Annotated in this window: 17 protein-coding genes and 2 tRNA genes; 11 read left to right on the top strand and 8 right to left on the bottom strand. The window is 72.1% G+C overall.

Annotation, left to right across the window (positions count from 1 at the left end):
- Nucleotides 1–346: 346 nt before the first annotated feature.
- A complete protein-coding gene (locus tag ACPPVS_RS06040) occupies nt 347–1,027 on the top strand; it encodes a cytochrome b N-terminal domain-containing protein (protein WP_426595126.1) in 681 nt (226 codons plus the stop codon).
- Nucleotides 1,027–2,034, top strand: coding sequence for a hypothetical protein (locus tag ACPPVS_RS06035; protein ID WP_426595125.1), 1,008 nt, complete (start codon nt 1,027–1,029; stop codon nt 2,032–2,034). Before ACPPVS_RS06040 ends, ACPPVS_RS06035 begins: the two co-directional genes overlap by 1 nt.
- Nucleotides 2,035–2,083: 49 nt before the next feature.
- Here the strand turns inward: ACPPVS_RS06035 and ACPPVS_RS06030 are convergent, their stop codons facing one another.
- A complete protein-coding gene (locus ACPPVS_RS06030) occupies nt 2,084–4,054 on the bottom strand; it encodes a potassium transporter Kup (protein WP_426595124.1) in 1,971 nt (656 codons plus the stop codon).
- Nucleotides 4,055–4,406: 352 nt separating this feature from the next.
- On the opposite strand from ACPPVS_RS06030, the gene ACPPVS_RS06025 reads away from it, so the two are divergent.
- Nucleotides 4,407–4,479 (top strand) — tRNA-Arg (locus ACPPVS_RS06025).
- On the opposite strand, the gene ACPPVS_RS06020 is transcribed toward ACPPVS_RS06025, so the two are convergent.
- Both ACPPVS_RS06020 and sigJ read right to left on the bottom strand, forming a co-directional pair.
- On the bottom strand, nt 4,441–4,875 hold the full coding sequence (locus ACPPVS_RS06020; RefSeq protein ID WP_426595890.1) for a hypothetical protein: 435 nt from the start codon (nt 4,873–4,875) through the stop codon (nt 4,441–4,443). The genes ACPPVS_RS06025 and ACPPVS_RS06020 overlap by 39 nt on opposite strands.
- A gap of 64 nt (nt 4,876–4,939) precedes the next feature.
- Entirely contained in the window at nt 4,940–5,785 is an 846-nt protein-coding gene (sigJ, locus tag ACPPVS_RS06015) for an RNA polymerase sigma factor SigJ (RefSeq protein WP_426595123.1), read from the bottom strand.
- 93 nt (nt 5,786–5,878) lie between these two features.
- Here sigJ and ACPPVS_RS06010 point away from each other — a divergent pair, with 93 nt between their 5' ends.
- Nucleotides 5,879–6,508 carry an LUD domain-containing protein gene (locus ACPPVS_RS06010; protein WP_426595122.1) on the top strand — a complete coding sequence of 210 codons (630 nt, stop codon included), beginning with the start codon at nt 5,879–5,881 and terminating at the stop codon, nt 6,506–6,508.
- Here the strand turns inward: ACPPVS_RS06010 and ACPPVS_RS06005 are convergent.
- Complete coding sequence (locus tag ACPPVS_RS06005; protein WP_426595121.1) at nt 6,426–7,766, bottom strand: APC family permease; 1,341 nt, start codon at nt 7,764–7,766, stop codon at nt 6,426–6,428. The two genes, ACPPVS_RS06010 and ACPPVS_RS06005, sit on opposite strands and share 83 nt — an antisense overlap.
- A 191-nt stretch (nt 7,767–7,957) precedes the next feature.
- Here ACPPVS_RS06005 and ACPPVS_RS06000 point away from each other — a divergent pair, with 191 nt between their 5' ends.
- From ACPPVS_RS06000 to ACPPVS_RS05985, 4 genes are all read left to right on the top strand, one after another.
- The gene (locus ACPPVS_RS06000) at nt 7,958–8,149 is read left to right on the top strand and encodes a hypothetical protein (RefSeq protein ID WP_426595120.1); all 192 of its coding nucleotides are present in this window, start codon (nt 7,958–7,960) and stop codon (nt 8,147–8,149) included.
- Nucleotides 8,150–8,263: 114 nt separating this feature from the next.
- Nucleotides 8,264–8,518 (top strand): hypothetical protein, encoded by a 255-nt coding sequence (locus ACPPVS_RS05995; RefSeq protein ID WP_426595119.1) that lies wholly within the window; start codon nt 8,264–8,266, stop codon nt 8,516–8,518.
- A gap of 153 nt (nt 8,519–8,671) precedes the next feature.
- A complete protein-coding gene (orn, locus tag ACPPVS_RS05990; protein WP_426595889.1) occupies nt 8,672–9,265 on the top strand; it encodes an oligoribonuclease in 594 nt (197 codons plus the stop codon).
- A gap of 14 nt (nt 9,266–9,279) precedes the next feature.
- Nucleotides 9,280–11,526, top strand: coding sequence for an FUSC family protein (locus ACPPVS_RS05985; RefSeq protein ID WP_426595118.1), 2,247 nt, complete (start codon nt 9,280–9,282; stop codon nt 11,524–11,526).
- Here the strand turns inward: ACPPVS_RS05985 and ACPPVS_RS05980 are convergent.
- From ACPPVS_RS05980 to ACPPVS_RS05970, 3 genes are all read right to left on the bottom strand, one after another.
- Nucleotides 11,505–11,580: transfer RNA gene (locus ACPPVS_RS05980), tRNA-His, on the bottom strand. The genes ACPPVS_RS05985 and ACPPVS_RS05980 overlap by 22 nt on opposite strands.
- Nucleotides 11,581–11,684: 104 nt before the next feature.
- Nucleotides 11,685–12,608, bottom strand: a complete 924-nt coding sequence (locus tag ACPPVS_RS05975; RefSeq protein WP_426595117.1) for an ATP-grasp domain-containing protein — start codon at nt 12,606–12,608, stop codon at nt 11,685–11,687.
- Nucleotides 12,605–13,678, bottom strand: coding sequence for an ABC transporter ATP-binding protein (locus ACPPVS_RS05970; RefSeq protein WP_426595116.1), 1,074 nt, complete (start codon nt 13,676–13,678; stop codon nt 12,605–12,607). The genes ACPPVS_RS05975 and ACPPVS_RS05970 overlap by 4 nt, the downstream gene beginning before the upstream one ends.
- A 119-nt stretch (nt 13,679–13,797) precedes the next feature.
- Between ACPPVS_RS05970 and ACPPVS_RS05965 the strand changes: the two genes are divergently transcribed.
- From ACPPVS_RS05965 to ACPPVS_RS05955, 3 genes are all read left to right on the top strand, one after another.
- Complete coding sequence (locus tag ACPPVS_RS05965) at nt 13,798–14,496, top strand: ABC transporter permease (protein WP_426595115.1); 699 nt, start codon at nt 13,798–13,800, stop codon at nt 14,494–14,496.
- 1 nt (nt 14,497) lies between these two features.
- On the top strand, nt 14,498–15,265 hold the full coding sequence (locus ACPPVS_RS05960; RefSeq protein ID WP_426595114.1) for an ABC transporter permease: 768 nt from the start codon (nt 14,498–14,500) through the stop codon (nt 15,263–15,265).
- Nucleotides 15,266–15,341: 76 nt separating this feature from the next.
- Complete coding sequence (locus ACPPVS_RS05955) at nt 15,342–16,346, top strand: glycine betaine ABC transporter substrate-binding protein (RefSeq protein WP_426595113.1); 1,005 nt, start codon at nt 15,342–15,344, stop codon at nt 16,344–16,346.
- Between the two features lie 52 nt (nt 16,347–16,398).
- On the opposite strand, the gene ACPPVS_RS05950 is transcribed toward ACPPVS_RS05955, so the two are convergent.
- On the bottom strand, nt 16,399–17,880 hold the full coding sequence (locus ACPPVS_RS05950; RefSeq protein WP_426595112.1) for a dihydrolipoyl dehydrogenase family protein: 1,482 nt from the start codon (nt 17,878–17,880) through the stop codon (nt 16,399–16,401).
- Nucleotides 17,881–18,129: the final 249 nt, after the last annotated feature.

Raw genomic sequence — 18,129 nt, 5'->3', positions numbered from 1 at the left:
ACCGGCAGCAGTATCTTTGCTGGTACGGAGTCCGTCGGAGCCGCCCCCTTTGTGACGGGTGAAGGAGTCCCTCGACAGAGGGGCTGACGAGTACGCGACCTCAGACACCGAGCGCACTTCACCATCCCCTTGGCGGCTGGGTCGTTCACGACCCATGCACTCCCCCGAGGGAAGACGTCATCATGCACATCCTTCGCCTGGACCCCAGCTCGGCAACGTACCTCCCCTGGGGTTTCTTCTCGATATCCGTCCCCAATGCCATCGTCATCGCGGTGGCGGTGGTGTTGTTCATCCTCGCGATCGCGCTCCCGTTCCCCCGGGACCGCCACAAGTCGGGATCGGGCAAATGAGCAGCGAGCCCGTCCAGGAGGAGCCGGCGGCCAGCTGGATCGGCAGGCTGCGCAACACCCTGGAAGGCGACCTCCCCTACGAGAAGCTGCTCCCCGAGACTCAGCCGGCCTACGTCGCGTCGTGGATCTACGCGTTCGGGGTGCTGACCCTCGCGGCCCTGGTCACGATCGTCGCCTCCGGGACGGTCCTGGCGTTCCAGGGGCCGTCCTGGTACCACGTGTCCAGCACCGGGCTGTTCGTCAACAGCCTGCACTTCTGGTCCGTCCAGCTGTTCTTCCTCTTCATGGTGGTCCACCTGCTCGGGAAGTTCTGGATGGCGGCCTGGAGGGGCAACCGGGCGACGACGTGGATCACCGGGATGCTCGCGCTGGTGCTCTCGATCGGTGCGGCGCTGACCGGATACGTGGTCCAGACGAACTTCGACTCGCAATGGATCGCGTTCGAGGCCAAGGACGGCCTCAACGCCGTCGGGATCGGCGCGTGGTTCAACGTCGCCAACCTCGGTCAGAACCTCCTGATGCACGTCTTCCTGCTGCCGGCGATCCTGGCTGTGCTGGTCGTCGTCCACGTCGTGCTCGTCCGGATGCACGGCGTCGTCCCGCCGATCGACGCCGCCGAGGTCGAGGCCGCAGGCGGGGCGGAGCACTCACCGACCGGGCCCGCGGAGGTGCTCTGATGTCCGCCCCGACACGCCAGCAGCAGCTCGAGCGCGAGCACTGGTCGGGCCCGGTCCGGCGCTACGACATCCTCAAGGAGGGCACGATCGCGCTCAGCGTCGTCGCCGTCCTCGTCGTCGCGCTCGCAGCGATCTTCAGCTCCCCCGACGACCCACCGCTCACGCTCCAGAGCTGGGCGACGTCGGCACCCGCCGACCTCTACGCGGTCACGGTCGCCGAGCTCGCCGGCACGTCCGAATCCGCCACCTACGGCCCGCCGTACAACCAGGGCGGCGACGGGGTGGCTCTGGGTCCGCTGAAGCCGCAGAGATGGGCCGGCGTGCACCAGCCGGTCGATCCGCCGAACGACTTCGTGGTGAAGCCGCTGGAGACCCAGCAGCAACCGGCGGACGTCGCAGACGCACTGAGCACGTGGACGTCAGCGACTCCCGACCAGCAGGTCGCGTGGGCAACCGCGTACGACACCGCGCTGAACGACCCGGCTGGGGCGGACGGCGACGCCTCCCAGGTGCCCGATGGCGACTACGGGCCGGTTCCGACGATGGCCGCCGGGCTCGTCGCGATGGCCGGATCGGGTGCGCTCGACGGGATCCTGCCGGCGCCGGGGCAGTTCTACAGCACCGACAACACCAACCAGATCCTCTTCCTCGGTGACGGTGGATACCTGGACGACGCGGCCACTGCGGCCCATCTGCAGGGAAACGAGTGGGGCATGATGAACGAGACCGGTTCCTTCCCGGGGCAGGAATGGCTCCAGCCGTTCTCGTTCTGGTACCAGCTCCCGATCTTCAACAGCGACGCGACGACCGGGCCGGCCGCCACTCTGACGGCGAACGCAGACATCTACATCTTCGCCATCATCGCCGTGATGATGCTGGTCCTGATCCTGCTCCCGTTCATCCCAGGCGTGCGGTCGATCCCCCGATGGATCCCGCTGCACAGGCTCATCTGGCGGGACTACTACGCACGGGGGCGGCCTGCGGCCACGAAGCCGACGGAGCCGTAGGTTCCGAGACCTCACGGGTCACGGATCTGGACCCGAGGACGCGGACGACCTACAGGTCGACGTTCGCGCCCATGATCACGGTTCGCTCCGGCGGAAGGTGGAAGACCTCCGTGCGGCTCGCGGCGTTGCGCGCCAGCCAGACGAACAGCCGTGGGCGCCAGTTCCGCCGATGGGACTTGCCGGCTGCGTGCACGTCGAGGAGGGACAGGAAGTAGTGCGCGTCGTCGACGTCCAGCATGAGCTCGGGGCTCTGGGTGGCCGCCAGCGCCAGCCCGCGCGGGATGTCCTGGCTGTCGTTGAAGCCGACGCGTACGCAGATGTGCACGATGCCGTCGTTGTCGAAGCCGAGGTCGTCGACGGAGACACGGTCGACGTGCCTGATGTGCGGGACGTTCTCGTTGATGATCTGCACGATGACGACATGCTCGTGCAGCACGCGGTTGAACGCGACGTGCGAGCGCAGCGCCAACGGAGTCGTCAGCTTGTTCGCGTGGGGGAACACGGCCAGCCCGGGCACTCGCGGTATGCCATTGCGCTCGATCATCGCGATGAACTCGTCAAGCGGCCCCTCGAGCTCGTTGCGCCGGGCGACGAGGCGCTCCGAACCGGCGCGCCAGGTCGTCATGATGGTCACGACGATCGCCGCGATGAGCAGCGGCAGCCAGCCACCGCTGACGATCTTGGTGAGGTTGGCCGCGAAGAAGACGACCTCCAGGCCGACGACGACGACGCCGTACGCGACGATCTTCCACATCGCCCAGTGCCACACCCGCTTGGCGAGCAGGAGGAACAGCAGGCTGGTGAGCAGGAGCGTGCCGGTGACGGCCAGGCCGTAGGCGGTGGCAAGCCGGCTGGAGCTGCGGAACACGGCGATGAGCACGAGGACGCCGAAGAACAGGATCCAGTTGACGGCCGACACGTAGATCTGCCCGCCCTCGTGGCGTGAGGTCTGGCGCACCGCCAGCCTCGGGAACAGACCTAGACGGACGGCCTGCCGGGACACCGAGTACGCCCCGGAGATGACGGCCTGAGAGGCGATGACCGTCGCCAGCGTCGCCAGCGCGACGAGCGGAAGCGTCGCCCAGACGGGCGCGAGGTGGAAGAAGGGGTTGTCGATCGTGCGGGGGTCGTCCAGGATCATCGCCCCCTGCCCGAGGTAGTTCAGAGTCAGGGCCGGGAACACGACGGCGAACCACACCGTCCGGATCGGCGTCACCCCGAAGTGACCCATGTCGGCGTAGAGCGCCTCCGCGCCGGTGATCGTCAGCACGACCGCGCCCATGGCGATGAACGACGTGAACGGGTGCTCGACCACGAACGCGACGGCGTAGGTGGGCGACAGAGCGCGCAGGATCGCCGGGTGCTCGGCGATGTGCGGCACGCCCAGGACCGCCAGGACGACGAACCACAGCGCCATCACCGGTCCGAACGCCCGGCCGACCGCCTCGGTGCCGCGTCGCTGGACGACGAACAGCAGCGTCAGGACCGCGACCGCGGCAGGCAGCACGAACCGCGCCAACGACGGGTCGACGACGACGACGCCCTCGATCGACGACATCACCGAGATCGCCGGCGTGATCACGCTGTCGCCGTAGAACAGCGCCGCACCGAGCATGCCCAACACCATCGCGACCGCGAGCCGCCGCCGGTCCTTGAGCTTCTCGAACAGCAGCGCGACCAGCGCGAGGATGCCGCCCTCGCCGTCGTTGTCGGCCCGCATGACCAGGGCCACGTAGTTCACCGACACGATGACCGCGATGGACCAGAACACCATCGAGATCACGCCGTAGACGTCGACAGACGTCGGAAGGATGTCGTTGTGGTCGATGCTGAAGACCGTCTGCAGCGAGTACAGCGGGCTGGTGCCGATGTCCCCGAACACGATCCCCAGGGCGCCCAGCGCCAACATGGACCGCGTGCCGTGCCTCGCCCCGGGGCCCTCCCTGACGCTCATGCGCGCCGCCGCCTCCGCGGAGGCCGCCCGTCGCTCCGCGCCGCTCGGCACCTGGCTGCTCGTCACCGGGGCATCGTGACACGCCCCCGGCACGGCCGGGGAACAGGTCGGGCCAGCGAGACCATCAGCACGCCGACATCGACGCACTCCGGTCGCGGTAGCCCGCCGGGGACCCCACGGTCGGCGAGCTCACCGACCACGGCCGCGGGTCTGCCGGAGCGGGATGTCGAGATGTGGTGGCGGTCCGCTCAGGGCTGGTCGACAGGGTCGGGGTGGCGCTCGAAGCACGGTTGCGTGCGGAGCCCGCATCATGGGCGCGAAGCACACCGTTCGACCGGGCCGCAGGGAGATACCCTGTCGGCCGGGGTTCCCCCGAACCTTTTCCCCTGGGAAGTTCGGTTGGTACCCCGCAAGTCCCGCCCCCGTAGCTCAATGGATAGAGCAACGGCCTTCTAATCCGTAGGTTGCAGGTTCGAGTCCTGCCGGGGGCGCCGCTGCACAGGGCTGTGGACGGCCAGCACGGAGATCCGGCGGCCCGCCGGTCCGTCAGTCACCAGGTAGGTCGCGGTCAGCCGGCCGATCTCGCTGCCGTCGTTCCGTTGACGAGAGAACGTCCCCCGGTAGAGCGCTGACGCGCCGTTCAGGACGACGACCTCGGACTCGAGGATCTCGGTCCGGTCGTAGCCGGCCGCCCGCATCCCGTCGATCTGCGGCTGCAGGGCCGCGACGACCTGCTCGTCGCTGGTCAGCGCGACGAACTCGTCGTCGACGGTCAGGAGCAACGGGACGCCGTAGTGAGTGAGCAACGACGCGGTCTCGCTCTCGCCCCGGCCGCATGCCGCGAAGTCGTCGAGGTAGGCATCGAACCACCGGGCCACATCGTCCATGCCGTCGGATGCTATCGCCGCGCGCTGCGACCTAGGGCGCCGCCACCGGCACGGGGCCGCGGTCTCACGTCCACGGGCGGAGCTTGTCGGGGTTGCGGACGGCCCAGATGTTGGTGATGCGATCCCGCGCGACCCGGAACGCGAACACCGTCACGGTCACGCCGTCGACCTGCGCGATCAGGCCGGGCTGGCCGTTGACCATGCGCTCGACCAGCTCCACACCCGGTGCGACGCGGGCGATCTCCACCTGGGCGCGCGCGATGTTCTCGCCGCCCAGGATCGGCTCCAGGACGGTCGGCGCTCGGCCGCCGCCGTCGGCGACGAAGATCGCGGACGGGTCGAGCAGGCCGATGAGCGCGGCGACGTCGCGCGCGTCCCACGCCTGCTTGAACTCGCGGACGAGCGTCGCCTGCGCGGCAGGCGGGCCGGCCGGCGCCGCACGCAGGCGTCGGCGGGCCGACGACGCCAGCTGCCGGGAGGCCGCCGAGGATCGGCCGACGATCTGCGCGATCTCGTCGAACGGGTAGCCGAAGACGTCGTGCAGGATGAACGCGACGCGCTCGGCGGGCGTCATCGACTCGAGGACCACCAGGAACGCCATGCCGATCGACTCGTCGAGCGTGACGCGGTCGGCCGGGTCGTCCCCGGGGACGTCGGGGAGCGGCTCCGGGATCCACTCGCCGACGTAGGTCTCGCGCCGGACGCGCGCCGAGCCCAGCAGGTTCAGGCAGAGGCGGCTGGTCACCGTGGTGAGCCAGGCGCCGGGCGACACGATCGCGGCCTGGTCCGCCGTGGACAGGGCGAACCAGCGGGCGTACGCCTCCTGGACCACGTCCTCGGAGTCGGCCAGCGAGCCGAGCAGCCGGTAGGAGACGTTGAGCAGCTGCCGGCGTTCACGCAGGACGTTCATACCCCTCCGACACCGCAGCGCACCGAAACGTCAGGCCTCACATTCTGGTGGCCTGGGTTGTCGAACTCCTGACGCCAACCCTCAGGAGCCATCATGACCAGCACCACCACCGACCTGTCGTTCACCGCGCCGGCATCACCGGACCGCCTGGAGCGCACGGCCGCGGCTCTGTCGGCGCACGGGTTCACCGTCGAGATCATCGACGACGCGTCCGCCGCCCGGGCGCGCGTCGCCGAGCTGGTCCCGCGGGGCGCGACGGTCTTCACCGGTGCCAGCGAGACCCTGCGCCTGTCCGGCATCGAGGCGGACCTGAATGCCGGCGGGCTGTACGCGGCGGTCCGACCGGTCGTGCTCGCCATGGACCGCAGGACGGAGGCCGACGCGATCCGTCGCCTGCTCGCCAGTCCGGACGTCGCGGTGGGGAGCGTCGCCGCAGTGACCGAGACCGGCGCGCTCGTCATCGCCTCGGCGAGCGGGAGCCAGCTGCCCGCCTATGCGGGCGGTGCCGCCCAGGCGATCTGGGTGGTCGGTGCGCAGAAGGTGGTGCCGGACCTGGCGACCGCTCTGCGTCGCGTCGAGGAGCACGCGCTGCCGCTCGAGAGCGCCCGAGCGCAGCACGCGTACGGGCAGCCCAGCGCGGTCAACCGGCTGCTGATCCTGAACGCGGAATGGATCCCGGGCCGCGGGACGGTCCTGCTGCTGCGCGAGGCGATCGGCTTCTGACCCTGCGCGCGAGGCCGACGCCGACCGCGACGAGGGCCAGCGCCACGGGCACCACGAGGTGCCACCCCGCGAGCGCGGCGAGGACGAGGGCCAGGCCGCAGGCGACCACACCCGACCACCAGCCCGGGCTCCCCCGCTCGAGCAGCCGGACCGCCGCGGCCGCGCCGAGGAGGTAGACCGCGACCATGCAGCTCGTGTGCACCAGGACGAACGGCTCGAGGTCGCCGCCGGTGGCCACGACGACCCCGAAGTAGGCGGACGCGAGGACGGCCACCACGACCAGGGCCCGGCGCGGGACCCCGCCCGGCTGCGCGCCGCGGGAGACCCACGCGGGCAGGTCGCCGTCGCGGCCGAGCGACGCGCCGAGCTTGGCGAACGCGCCGACGTAGGCACCGAGCACGCCGAGCGTCACGATCCCCGCGACGACCGCCACGGCGATCCGGCCGGCGCCGGGCAGACCCGTCTCGACGAGGTCCATGAGCGGGACCGGTGAGGTCGAGTCCGGCAGGGCCGTCACCGCGACGTACTGCAGGGCCAGGTACGCCAGCCCGACGACGACCAGGGCGACGGCCGTGGCGCGCGGGATGGTGCGTCGCGGGTCGCGGAACTCCCCGGCCAGGTGCGTGACGGCCTCCCAGCCGGCGAACGCCCAGACGAACAGGCTCGCCGCCGCGCCGACCCCGGACCACCCGTGCGTGAGGAACGGCGTGAGCGCTGCGGGGTCCGACGACGGCAGCGCCGCGACCACGACCAGGACGACGAGCACGACGAGCGAGCCGGTGAGCACGAGCTGGACGGGCCCGGCCAGCCGGAGCCCGACCGCGTTGGTGAGCAGCGGCGGCAGCAGGAACAGCGCACCGACCACGTAGACCTCCGGCTGCGACCCGCCGAGCATCGCGACGACGTACTGCGCGCCCACCAGGGCCACCACCGGGCAGCCGACGCACACGCCGAAGAAGAACCAGTAGCCGCAGGCGCGGGCGGCGGTCGGTCCGAGAGCCAGCCGGACGTAGGTGGCGACCCCACCGGAGTCCGGGTGCCGGGTGGCGAGCGCGGCGAACGTCGCGGCCAGCGGGACGGACATGGCAAGGACCCCGACGACGGCCAGCAGCGACGCCGGCCCGGCCACCCGCGCGGCGAGCGTCGGGAGCAGCAGGATGCCGGTCCCGAGGACCGCCGAGACGTAGAGCGAGGAGCCGAGCAGCAGCCCGATCCGACCGGTCGGCGGGGCCTCGGCGGGGCGCAGGGTCGTCGTCACGCCCCCGAGCATCGCGCTCGTCGGCGACGACCGACACCTGGCGGACAGTCGTCGTGCGTCGAGATCCCGCCAACGACGCATCGTCGGAAAAAGACCGTGACCGAGAACACACGGGCGTGGTCGAGTAGTCCCACACCACCACATCGACCCGGGCAACCGCCCTGGCCGAGCCATGCCCGAAGGAGACTCCTGTGCATCCCCTCAGCACGTTCGAGCTGCACCGTCACGAGTACGGTCAGCGTCTGGCCCGCTCCCACCAGGAGCGCGTCGTCGAGGCCGCCCGCGCCGCCAGAGCACCGTCCGAGATGACGCGGCGACCTCCCAGTCCACGGCGCGTCGTCGCCGCTCCCGCGTCGTTCGCGGGTGCGGTCGGGGCACGCTGAACCCCATGACGCCGGAGCGGCGCGGACCACCAGGTCCGCGCCGTTTCCTGTGCCGCACGACGGGTCGTGCCACCATGACGCCATGCCCGTCGCGACGCCCCGAGGTCCCCGCTGATGGGTCGGCACGCGTCCCCCGACCCGGACCCGGTCGCCGCACCCGAGCCGGCGACACCGGTGCACCGGATCGTCGTCTGGGGCGAGCGCATCCTGCTCGGGCTGGCCGCCGGCGTCGGCATCCTGCTCGTCCTGCGGTGGGCGGGCACGTCGTGGAGCGCGGCCGCCTGGACGGGCCTCGCCATCGCGGTGATCGTGCCCGCGGCGGCCTGGCTGGCCGCCACGGTGCCGGGCCGCGAGCACCGCGACCGGTGACAGCCGGGCGCGCACGAGGCCCCGACCTGCGATTCTCTGACGCGCGACGACGCCCCGAGCCCTAGGCTGGCCAGCGTGACCAGCCCGACGACGCCTGCAGCCGCCCCCACCGGACACGAGAGTGCCGACCGCATCGTCTGGATCGACTGCGAGATGACCGGCCTGGACCTGGGCGCCGACGCGCTGGTCGAGGTGGCCGCCGTGGTCACCGACTCGGAGCTGCGCGTGCTCGGCGAGGGTGTGGACGTCATCATCGCGCCGCCCGCCGAGGCGCTCGAGCAGATGAACGACTTCGTGCGCGCGATGCACACGACGTCCGGCCTGCTCGACGAGCTCGCGGGCGGCACGACGCTCGCGGACGCCCAGGAGCGCGTGCTCGCCTACATCCGCGAGTGGGTGCCCGAGCCGGGCAAGGCGCCGCTGGCGGGCAACTCGGTGGGCACCGACAAGACCTTCCTCGACCGCGACATGACCGAGCTGGTCGGCTACCTGCACTACCGCGTCATCGACGTCTCCTCGATCAAGGAGCTCGCCCGACGCTGGTACCCGCGCGTCTACTTCGCCTCGCCCCGCAAGAACGGCGGCCACCGCGCGCTCGCCGACATCCTCGAGAGCATCGACGAGCTGCGGTACTACCGGTCGGCGCTGCTGCCCGCCCAGCCGGGGCCGGACTCGGCCGCCGCCAAGAAGATCGCCGCGGAGGTCGTCGCGACGTCCGTGAAGGGCACGCTGCTCCCCGAGGGGTGAGCTGAGGGGGTCTGTTGCGCGACTGGTTGCACCGGCACGACCCCGAGGGCTACGCCCTGCACCGAGCGATCCGCGTCGCCCTGCTCACGATGGTCGTCCTGACCATCACCGACGTCCTGATCGGCGACACCGAGGTCACCACCTTCGGCGTGTTCGGCACGTTCGCGCTGCTGCTCTTCGCGGACTTCCCGGGCAACCGGTCCCAGCGTCTCGTGTCGTACTGCTCGCTGTTCGTCGTCGGAGCGGCGCTGATCTGCGTCGCCACCCTGGCATCCGGGTCGGTGTGGCTGGCGACGGTGTCGATGCTGGTGGTGGGCACGCTCGTCGTGTTCGCCGGGGCCACCTCCGCCGCGATCGCCTCCGCCAGCCGCGCGCTGCTCCTGCTCTACGTCCTGCCGATCACGGTCCCCGGCGACGCCGCAGGCATCCCACCGCGGCTCGTCGGCTGGGCCGTCGCGGCGGCGCTGTGCATCCCGGCCGCCCTGCTCCTGTGGCCACCGCAGGAGCACGACCGGTTGCGCGAGGGGTCCACGGCCGTCGCCTCGGGGCTCGGGCGCCGGCTCGGCTCGTTGGTCGGCGGGCCGCGTGTCGACGAGACCGCCGTGGCCGCCGCGTTCGCCGACCTGCGCCGCGCCCTGCGGGCGACCACGTACCGCCCGGTGACGCTGACCACCGGCAGCAGGCTGCTGCTGCGGCTCGCCGACGAGCTCGAGTGGCTGCACCAGCTGGTCCGCGTCTCCGACCCCGCGGCCGTCGCCGGCTGGCCACCATGGACCCGCGCGGTGGTCGCGTCGTGCGCGCGGGTGCTCCAGGCCTCGGGCGAGGTCCTCGGCCCGCGAACCGACGCCGCGGCGCGCAGCCGGCTCGACGAGGCGCTGACCGACCTCGCGGAGCACCGGCGGGCGGCGGTGGACGAGCTTGCCGACGAGCTCTCCCGGGGCATCCCGCTGACGCCGGACCAGCTGGACCACCACACCCAGCGCGCGCACGCGTGGGTCTACACCACGGACCTGGTCGGGCGGACCGCCGCCGCGTCGGCCGCCGCCGACGCCCGTCCGATGCTGATGCGGATGCTCGGACGCGGTGCTGGTCCGCTCGCCGTGGGTCCCGTAGCCGCGGCCGGCCGGATCGCTGCGCAGCAGTTCCACCTCGACTCGGTCTGGCTGCAGAACAGCCTGCGCACGGGCGTCGGCCTGGCGGTGGCGGTGCTCGCGGCGCAGCTCAGCCACGTGCAGCACGGCTTCTGGGTGGTCCTCGGAGCGATGTCCGTGCTGCGCACCTCCGCCCTGGCGACCACCTCGACCGTGCTGCGTGCGCTGCTCGGCACCGTGGCCGGGTTCGCGGTCGGCGGCGTGCTCGTCGCGATCGCGCCGACCGGGCCGGTCGCCCTGTGGATCATCCTGCCGATCGCGGTCCTCGTCGCCGCGTTCGCGCCCAACACCGTGTCCTTCGCCGCCGGGCAGGCCGCGTTCACCGTGACCGTCGTCGTGCTCTTCAACATCCTCGTGCCGGTCGGCTGGAAGGTCGGCCTGGTCCGCGTGCAGGACGTCGCGATCGGGTGTGCCGCGTCTCTCGTCGTCGGACTGCTGCTGTGGCCCGGCGGTGCGGCCGCCCGCGTCCGGCGAGCGCTCGCGGACGCCTACCGCTCGTCCGCCGACCTGCTGCACCACACCGTGCACGCGACCGTGCTCGAACCGCTCGGAGATCCCGCCGACGGACACTCGGCGCAAGCCTCCTCCGCGCGGCTCGACAGCGCGCTGCGGCAGTACCTGGCCGAGCGCGGGGTCCGGCCCGAGGGCCTCGAGACGGTGACCGCCGTGATCAACGGCGTCGGGCGGCTGCGGCTCTCGGCCGAGGCGATCGAGCAGCTCACGCGTCCCCGGTTCCCGGTGACCGGCCGCGACGGAGACATCGCCGACCTCCTGCTGGGCCGGTCCGCCGGCACGCAGAGCTGGTTCCACGGCATCGCGACCGCCCTGGAGTCCCAGGGGGCGCCCGTGCCGGACCCGCTGCCGGCGGACACGCAGGCGACGGTGGTGACGCTGCTGGGCCAGACCCGCGGGCCGCGGGCCGACCCGGTCGCCCGGCGTGAGCTGCAGCTGGCGTGGGTGGCCCTGTTCCTCGACGACGCCGCCACCCTGTCCGGCCGGCTAGGTGCTCCGGTGGCGACCCTCTGCCTGGGCACCAGCCGGAGAACGGCGACGGGCGCCGACCACGAGATGGTCGACGCCCGACGCGATGGGGTGGCTAACGGGACTTGAACCCGCGACCCCCTGGACCACAACCAGGTGCTCTACCACCTGAGCTATAGCCACCACGATCCCCCGACGCGTACGCCGGGGCGTCCAGAAGTGTACCCGAGGGGCCGCGGTGTTCTCGCATCGGTCCGCCGACCGTCACGCGACCGTCCCGCCGCTGCTCAGAGGCGCGCGGCGATGGCATCGGCGAAGCGCGCCGCGGAACCCTCGCCGTGCGAGAAGAACAGCGAGGGCTCGGTGAGCTCGACCTCGAGCACGACGGGCGCGCCGTCGTCGTCGGGGATCAGGTCGATCCGGGTGTAGAGCAGCGGCCCGTCGACGCCCGGGACCACGTCCGGCAGGGCTGCGACGACGCGGTCGCCCAGCGCGCGCTCGGCATCGCTGGCCTCCCGCGAGGTCATGATCTCCTGCCGGTAGAGCTCGTCGGCGAGCCGCCCGCGGTAGGGCCCGTCGAGCAGCGCGCCCTTGCGCACCGAGTGGCTGAACACGCCGTCCACGTAGACCAGGGCCGTCTCGCCTGTGGTGTCGACGTTGCGCAGGTAGCGCTGGATCATGACGCGCCGGCCGACGCCGAGCAGGTTCTTCGCGTGCGTGATCGCCATGGACCGCTGCTGCGTGACACCCGCGTCGTACCGGCCCGTGTCCCGCGAGCCCGCGCTGACCGTGGGCTTGACGACGAAGTCGCCGAACGCCGGGAACCGCGTGTGGATGGCGCGGGAGTCGAAGTTGCGCTCCGGGTCGAGCCAGATGGTGGGCACGATCGGGAGGCCCGCGTTCTCGAGGTCCCGCAGGTACTGCTTGTCGATGTTCCAGCCGACCACCGAGGCCGGGTTGAACAGCGTGCTCGTCCGCTCGACGCGGCGGGTCCAGTCGGCGAACTGCGTCGGCCGTTCGGTGTAGTCCCAGGTCGAGCGGATCACCACGTGCGGGTAGGTGCCCCAGTCGACCGTCGGGTCGTCCCAGACGACCGCCTCGATCGCGATCCCCCGCTCCGCGAGCGCATCGCGCAGCGCGTGGTCGTCCGGGTCGAGATCGGGCAGCTCGCCGCAGGTTGCGAGGGCGAGTCGTGGGGTGGTGGACGTCACGAGCGCACTGTACCGACGGGGGCGTCGTCGACGTCAGTGACCTGCGTCTCGTCGTCGACGGCCCGGCCCTCCTGGGCTCGAGTCTCGTCCGCGGTGACGCGGTCCAGGGCTCGCACGACGGTCGAGGGCGTCGCACTGCCGACCACGCGGCCCTCGTCGTCGACGACGGGCACCGTCTGGCGCGCACCGACGAACGCGTGCAGGACGTCCCCGAGCTCGGCTCCGAGCGCGATCGGCTCTCCGGCCGCGCCGTCCACGACCGGGTCGACGTCCGCGGCCTCCAGCCTGCCGAGGGCCAGGAGGCGCGCGGTGCGTCCGCGACCGACGAGCTCGGCGACCGCGGGCGACGCTGGGCGGGCCACGATGTCGAGCGGCGGTGCCAGCTGCTCGATGTGGGCGCCGGTGCTCAGCACCGCGACCCGGTCGGCCATCCGCACGGCCTCGTCGATGTCGTGGGTCACCAGGATCACCGTGATGCCCAAAGTGCGCTGGATGCGCGCGAACTCGGCCTGGAGGTGCCGGCGTCCGACGGGGTCCACGGCGCCGAACGGCTCGTCCATGAGCAGCACGGGCGGGTCTGTGGCCAGAGCACGGGCGACGCCGACGCGTTGACGCTCGCCGCCGGAGAGCTCGTGCGGGTACCGGCGCGCGTACCGGTCGGGCGGCAGGCCGACGAGGTCCAGCAGCTCGTCCACGCGGGCCGCCGTGCGCCTGCGGTCCCAGCCGAGCAGCCCGGGCACGGTGGCCACGTTCTGGGCGACGGTCCGGTGCGGGAACAGGCCCACGTTCTGGATCACGTAGCCCATGCGGCGACGGAGCTTCACCGGGTCGACCGCCGTGACGTCCTCGCCCTCCAGCAGGATCCGCCCGGACGTCGGCTCGACCAGCCGGTTCGCCATCCGCAGCGTCGTCGACTTGCCGCAGCCGGAGGGGCCGACGAGGACCAGCACCTCGTGCGGACGTACCGCCAGGCTCAGGTCGTCGACGGCCGACGCCGAGCTGCCGTCCTTCGATCGCGCGCCGTAGACCTTGCGCACGTGCTCGAAGCGGATCGCGGGTTCGTCGGCCACCACAGGGACGCTAGTCGGTGCGTGAGACACGCGCAGCGCCGCGAGCGCGTGCGGGTTGTCACACGATCGTCATCATCCTGCATCTGCGCATGTCAGTCGCTCGACCTAGGGTCGTGACCATGTTCTTCGCCGACGCGTCAGCGAGCTCTGCGCCAGCGAACCCCTGGTTCTCCTGGCAGTACGTCCAGCGCAACAGCGCGGACATCGCGCACGCGCTCGAGCAGCACGTCTCGCTGACGCTCGAGGCCGTCGCCATCGCGTTCGTGCTCGCGCTGCCGCTCGCAGCCCTCGCGCACCTGCGTCCGAGGTTCGCCGGGCCGGTGCTCGGGATCGCGGGCGTCCTCTACACGATCCCGTCGCTGGCCCTGTTCGCGGTGCTCGCCCCGTACACCGGGATCGGGCGCACCACGGTGCTCATCGGGCTGGTCTCCTACGCGCTCCTGGTGCTCACCCGGAACATCCTGGTGGGCCTGCAGGGAGTGGATCCGGCGGTCAAGGACGCCGCCCGCGGAATGGGATACGGCCGCGGACGGTTGCTGGTGTCCGTGGAGCTGCCGCAGGCCGTGCCCAGCATCGTCGCTGGTCTGCGCCTCGCGACGGTCACCACGGTCGCCCTCGTGACCGTCGGCGTGGTCGTGGGGTTCGGGGGCCTGGGCCAGCTGATGTTCCGCGGCTTCCGCAGCAACTACCACGCCGAGATCATGACGGCGACGGTGCTCTGCCTCCTGCTGGCGCTCGTGTTCGACCTGCTCATCGCGTTCGTCGGCAGATGGCTGACACCCTGGGCCCGGACCGCGCAGACCGCGACGGCGGTGTGACATGGACATCTTCCAGCAGGCCCTCGTGTGGCTCAACGACCCCCTGAACTGGACGGGGCGCAACGGCGTCCTCGCGCTCACCAAGGACCACATCGTCGTGTCGGTGCTCGCGGTGCTGCTGGCCGCGGTCGTGTCGATGCCCCTGGCGCTCTGGCTCGGCCACCGTCGTCGCGGATCGACCGTCGGCGTCGTCGTCGCCAACACCACGCGGGCGCTGCCCACCCTGGCGCTGCTGACGCTGCTGGCCGCCAGCGGCCTGTTCGGCAACACCGCGACCGTGCTCGCGTGCGCCGTGTTCGCCGTCCCCCCGCTGCTCACCAACACGGTCACGGGCCTCGGCGACGTCGACCCGGACGTCCGGGACGCCGCGCGAGGCGTCGGGATGTCAGGGGCGCGGTCGTTGTGGGCGGTCGAGGTGCCGCTCGCCGTCCCGCTGATCGCGGCCGGCCTGCGCACGGCGTCCGTGCAGGTGGTGGCGACCGTTCCGCTCGCGGCGCTCGTCGGCGGCCGGAGCCTCGGCTCGATCGTGGTCGAAGGGTTCGGTCTGCAGAACTACGGCCAGGTGCTGGCCGGCGGACTGCTCGTCGCGGCCCTCTGCCTGGTCGTCGAGGGTCTGCTGGCCCTCGTCCAGCACGTCTCGACGCCCGCCGGACTGCGCTCGCTCGCCCGGCAGACCGCCGAGACCCCTACGTCGGGCCGGTTCCGTCGGGCATCCCGGCTTGCCGAGCCCGTCACCACCGGATCGAATAAGCCCAGCCCATCCTCCTGAACACACCGGCGACGGCACACCGCCGTGGCCCTACGGGAACCCTCCCTCCCCCGCCACACAGCCCGAGGAGAGCACCATGCGAGCACGACGCTCCGCCGTCCTGACCTTGATCGCCGTCGCCACGTTGGCGCTCGGTGCGTGCGGAAGCCCTGGATCGGGCGGGGGGAAGGCCGAGCCGACGTCGTCGGGTGGCGCCTCGGCCATCGCCATCTGCGACCCGGTCCCCGGCGACAAGCTCGTCGTCCTGACCGACGACAAGGGTCTGCAGAACGCCGACAACATCATCCCGGCGGTGAACAAGGCGGCGGCTGACGCCAACCCGGCGATCATCGAGAACCTGGACAAGGTCTCGGCCGCGCTGGACACCACGAAGCTGATCGCCCTGAACAAGGCGGTCGACATCGACCACCGCACGTCGAGCGACGTGGCCAAGGAGTTCGTCGACACCGAGAAGCTCGCCGCCAGCGACTCCTCCGCGGGCGCCGGCACCTCGCTGACCGTCGGCGCCCCGAACTTCTCCGAGGGCGCCACCCTCGCCGAGATCTACGCGGCGGTCCTGCGCTCGGCGGGCTTCAACGCGACGACGCAGACCGTCGGCAACCGCGAGACCTACCTGCCGGCCCTGACCGGCGGCACCCTGGCCGCCGTGCCCGAGTACGCCGCCACGCTCGCGGACTTCCTCAACACCCAGGCGAACGGGACCGACGCGAAGTCCGTCGCGTCCCCGGACGTCGACGCGACGGTCGCGGCCCTCACGCCGCTGGCCACGGCGGCCGGGCTGACCGTCGGCAAGGCGTCCGCGGCTCAGGACCAGAACGCGTTCGCGGTGAGCGACAAGTTCGCCGCGATGCACGGCGTCAAGACGCTCAGCGACCTGGCCGCCACGTGCAGCGGCCTGATCCTGGCCGGCCCCGCCGAGTGCCCGCAGCGGCCGTTCTGCCAGCTCGGACTGGAGAACACCTACGGTCTGCAGTTCGCCGACTTCAAGTCGTACGACTTCGGCCTGATCGGCCAGGCCGTGCTCAAGGGTGAGGCGGCCATCGGGCTCGTGCTCTCCAGCGACGGCGCACTGGCCAGCTGACGACACGGACGGCGGGTCCGCCGGCGCGGGCCCGCCGTTCGCGTCCGTGTCCTCAGAGGCCCGCCGTCTCCAGCAGGCGGAGCCAGACCTCGCTGACGGTCGGGTACGACGGCACCGCGTGCCAGAGTCGGTCCAGCGGGACCTCGCCGACGATCGCGACGGTCGCGGCGTGGATCAGCTCCGCCACCTCGGGTCCGACGAAGGTCGCGCCGACGATGACCCCGCGGGTGTCGTCGACGAGGATCTGCGCGTGGCCGGCATAGTCGGGGGCCAGCACGTAGGCGCCGGCGACGTTGGCGATGTCGTACTCGACCACCCGCACGGAAAGACCGCGGTCCTGGGCGGCCCGCTCGGTCAGGCCGACCCACGCGACCTCGGGGCGGGTGAAGACGACCTGCGGGACGGCGGCGTCGTCGGCCGTCGCGCGGTACCGGCTCCAGGGCGCGGCCTGCGCCTCGTCGGCGGCGTCCAGACCCAGATCCCCCGCCGTCGAGCCCTCGGGACTGGTCCCCGGGTCGAACCGCGCGGCGATCACGTCACCGGCGATGCGGGCGTCGTACTTGCCCTGGTGCGTCGTGGCCGTACGGCCCGAGGCGTCGCCCACCGCGAACAGCCAGCCGCCGTCGACACCCTCCGCCTGCAGCTGGTCGTCGACCGACACGGCCTTGCCCGGCGTGAGGCCGACGTTCTCCAGGCCGAGCTCGGACGTCCGCGGCCGGCGTCCCGTCGCGACGAGGACCTGATCCACGACGACGTCCGCGGCGCCGTCGAGCGTCAGGTGCACGCCGTCGTCGTCGCGTCGCACCGAGCTCGTCGACGCGCCGAACAGGACCGTCACCCCGATCGCCCGCAGACCGTCTGCGACGGCCTCGGCAGCGAACGGTTCCGCGTTGGCCAGCACCCGGTCCCCGCGCACGATCAGGGTGACCGCGCTGCCGAAGTCCGCGAAGGCGGTGGCCATCTCGACGCCGACGACCCCGCCGCCGAGCACGGCCAGCCGAGCGGGCACCTGCTGCGCCGACGTCGCCTCCCTGCTGGTCCACGGCGTGACGTCCGCGAGGCCGTCGATGCGCGGGAACACGGGCTCCGAACCCGTCGCGACGACGACCGCGTGCCTGGCGGTCACCGTGACCGGCCCGTCGGCGCCCTCGACCACGAGCTCGCGCGGCCCGGTCAGTCGGGCGTGCCCGCGCAGCAGCGCGATCCCGGCGCCCTCCACCCACCCTGCCTGCGAACCGTCGTCCCAGTGGTGCGTCACGTCGTCCCGCGAGGCGAAGGCGGCCGCGACGTCGACGGCGCCTGTCCTGCCGGTCTCGCCCGCCCCGGGGACGGATCGGGCCGCAGCCAGCACGGCACCAGGTCGAAGCAGCGCCTTGGAGGGCATGCACGCCCAGTAGGAGCACTCGCCGCCCACGAGCGCGTGCTCGACGAGCGCGACCCTCAGTCCCGTCCGACCGGCGCGATCGGCGGCGTTCTCGCCGACGGCCCCCGCGCCGATCACGACGACGTCGAACTCGCGCACCTGATCCGCCATGACCTACCCCGTCTGCCCTAGCCGGCGCGCTCCGCCGGGTCGGTACATCGTCGCCTGGCGCGGAGGCGCCCGCACGACGACCAGGCGGGTGACACCGGCCGGCCGGCGCCTCTCGAGGGACGGGCGCCTCGCGATGCCGGCCGCCCGGACTCCGCTACCGTGGGCCGAGGTCGTCCGACGGGCATCGACGGACCCACGCGTCGGGCAGCGGTGCCGCGCCGCGGACGCGACGCCCGCGCGGACCGCCTG

It is taken from the genome of Cellulomonas sp. McL0617 (genome assembly GCF_049994875.1).
GTDB lineage: Bacteria > Actinomycetota > Actinomycetes > Actinomycetales > Cellulomonadaceae > Cellulomonas.
Note: the sequence above shows the minus strand (reverse complement) of the source record. Positions and strands in the feature narration are given on the sequence as shown.

Excerpts from the sequence above, each read along its gene's own strand:
- ACPPVS_RS05955 (WP_426595113.1), top strand. The coding sequence starts at position 15,342 with ATGCGAGCACGACGCTCCGCCGTCCTGACCTTGATCGCCGTCGCCACG.
- ACPPVS_RS05950 (WP_426595112.1), bottom strand. The coding sequence starts at position 17,880 with ATGGCGGATCAGGTGCGCGAGTTCGACGTCGTCGTGATCGGCGCGGGG.
- ACPPVS_RS06010 (WP_426595122.1), top strand. The coding sequence starts at position 5,879 with ATGACCAGCACCACCACCGACCTGTCGTTCACCGCGCCGGCATCACCG.
- orn (WP_426595889.1), top strand. The coding sequence starts at position 8,672 with ATGACCGGCCTGGACCTGGGCGCCGACGCGCTGGTCGAGGTGGCCGCC.
- sigJ (WP_426595123.1), bottom strand. The coding sequence starts at position 5,785 with ATGAACGTCCTGCGTGAACGCCGGCAGCTGCTCAACGTCTCCTACCGG.
- ACPPVS_RS06035 (WP_426595125.1), top strand. The coding sequence starts at position 1,027 with ATGTCCGCCCCGACACGCCAGCAGCAGCTCGAGCGCGAGCACTGGTCG.
- ACPPVS_RS06020 (WP_426595890.1), bottom strand. The coding sequence starts at position 4,875 with ATGGACGATGTGGCCCGGTGGTTCGATGCCTACCTCGACGACTTCGCG.
- ACPPVS_RS05965 (WP_426595115.1), top strand. The coding sequence starts at position 13,798 with ATGTTCTTCGCCGACGCGTCAGCGAGCTCTGCGCCAGCGAACCCCTGG.
- ACPPVS_RS05960 (WP_426595114.1), top strand. The coding sequence starts at position 14,498 with ATGGACATCTTCCAGCAGGCCCTCGTGTGGCTCAACGACCCCCTGAAC.
- ACPPVS_RS05995 (WP_426595119.1), top strand. The coding sequence starts at position 8,264 with ATGGGTCGGCACGCGTCCCCCGACCCGGACCCGGTCGCCGCACCCGAG.
- ACPPVS_RS06040 (WP_426595126.1), top strand. The coding sequence starts at position 347 with ATGAGCAGCGAGCCCGTCCAGGAGGAGCCGGCGGCCAGCTGGATCGGC.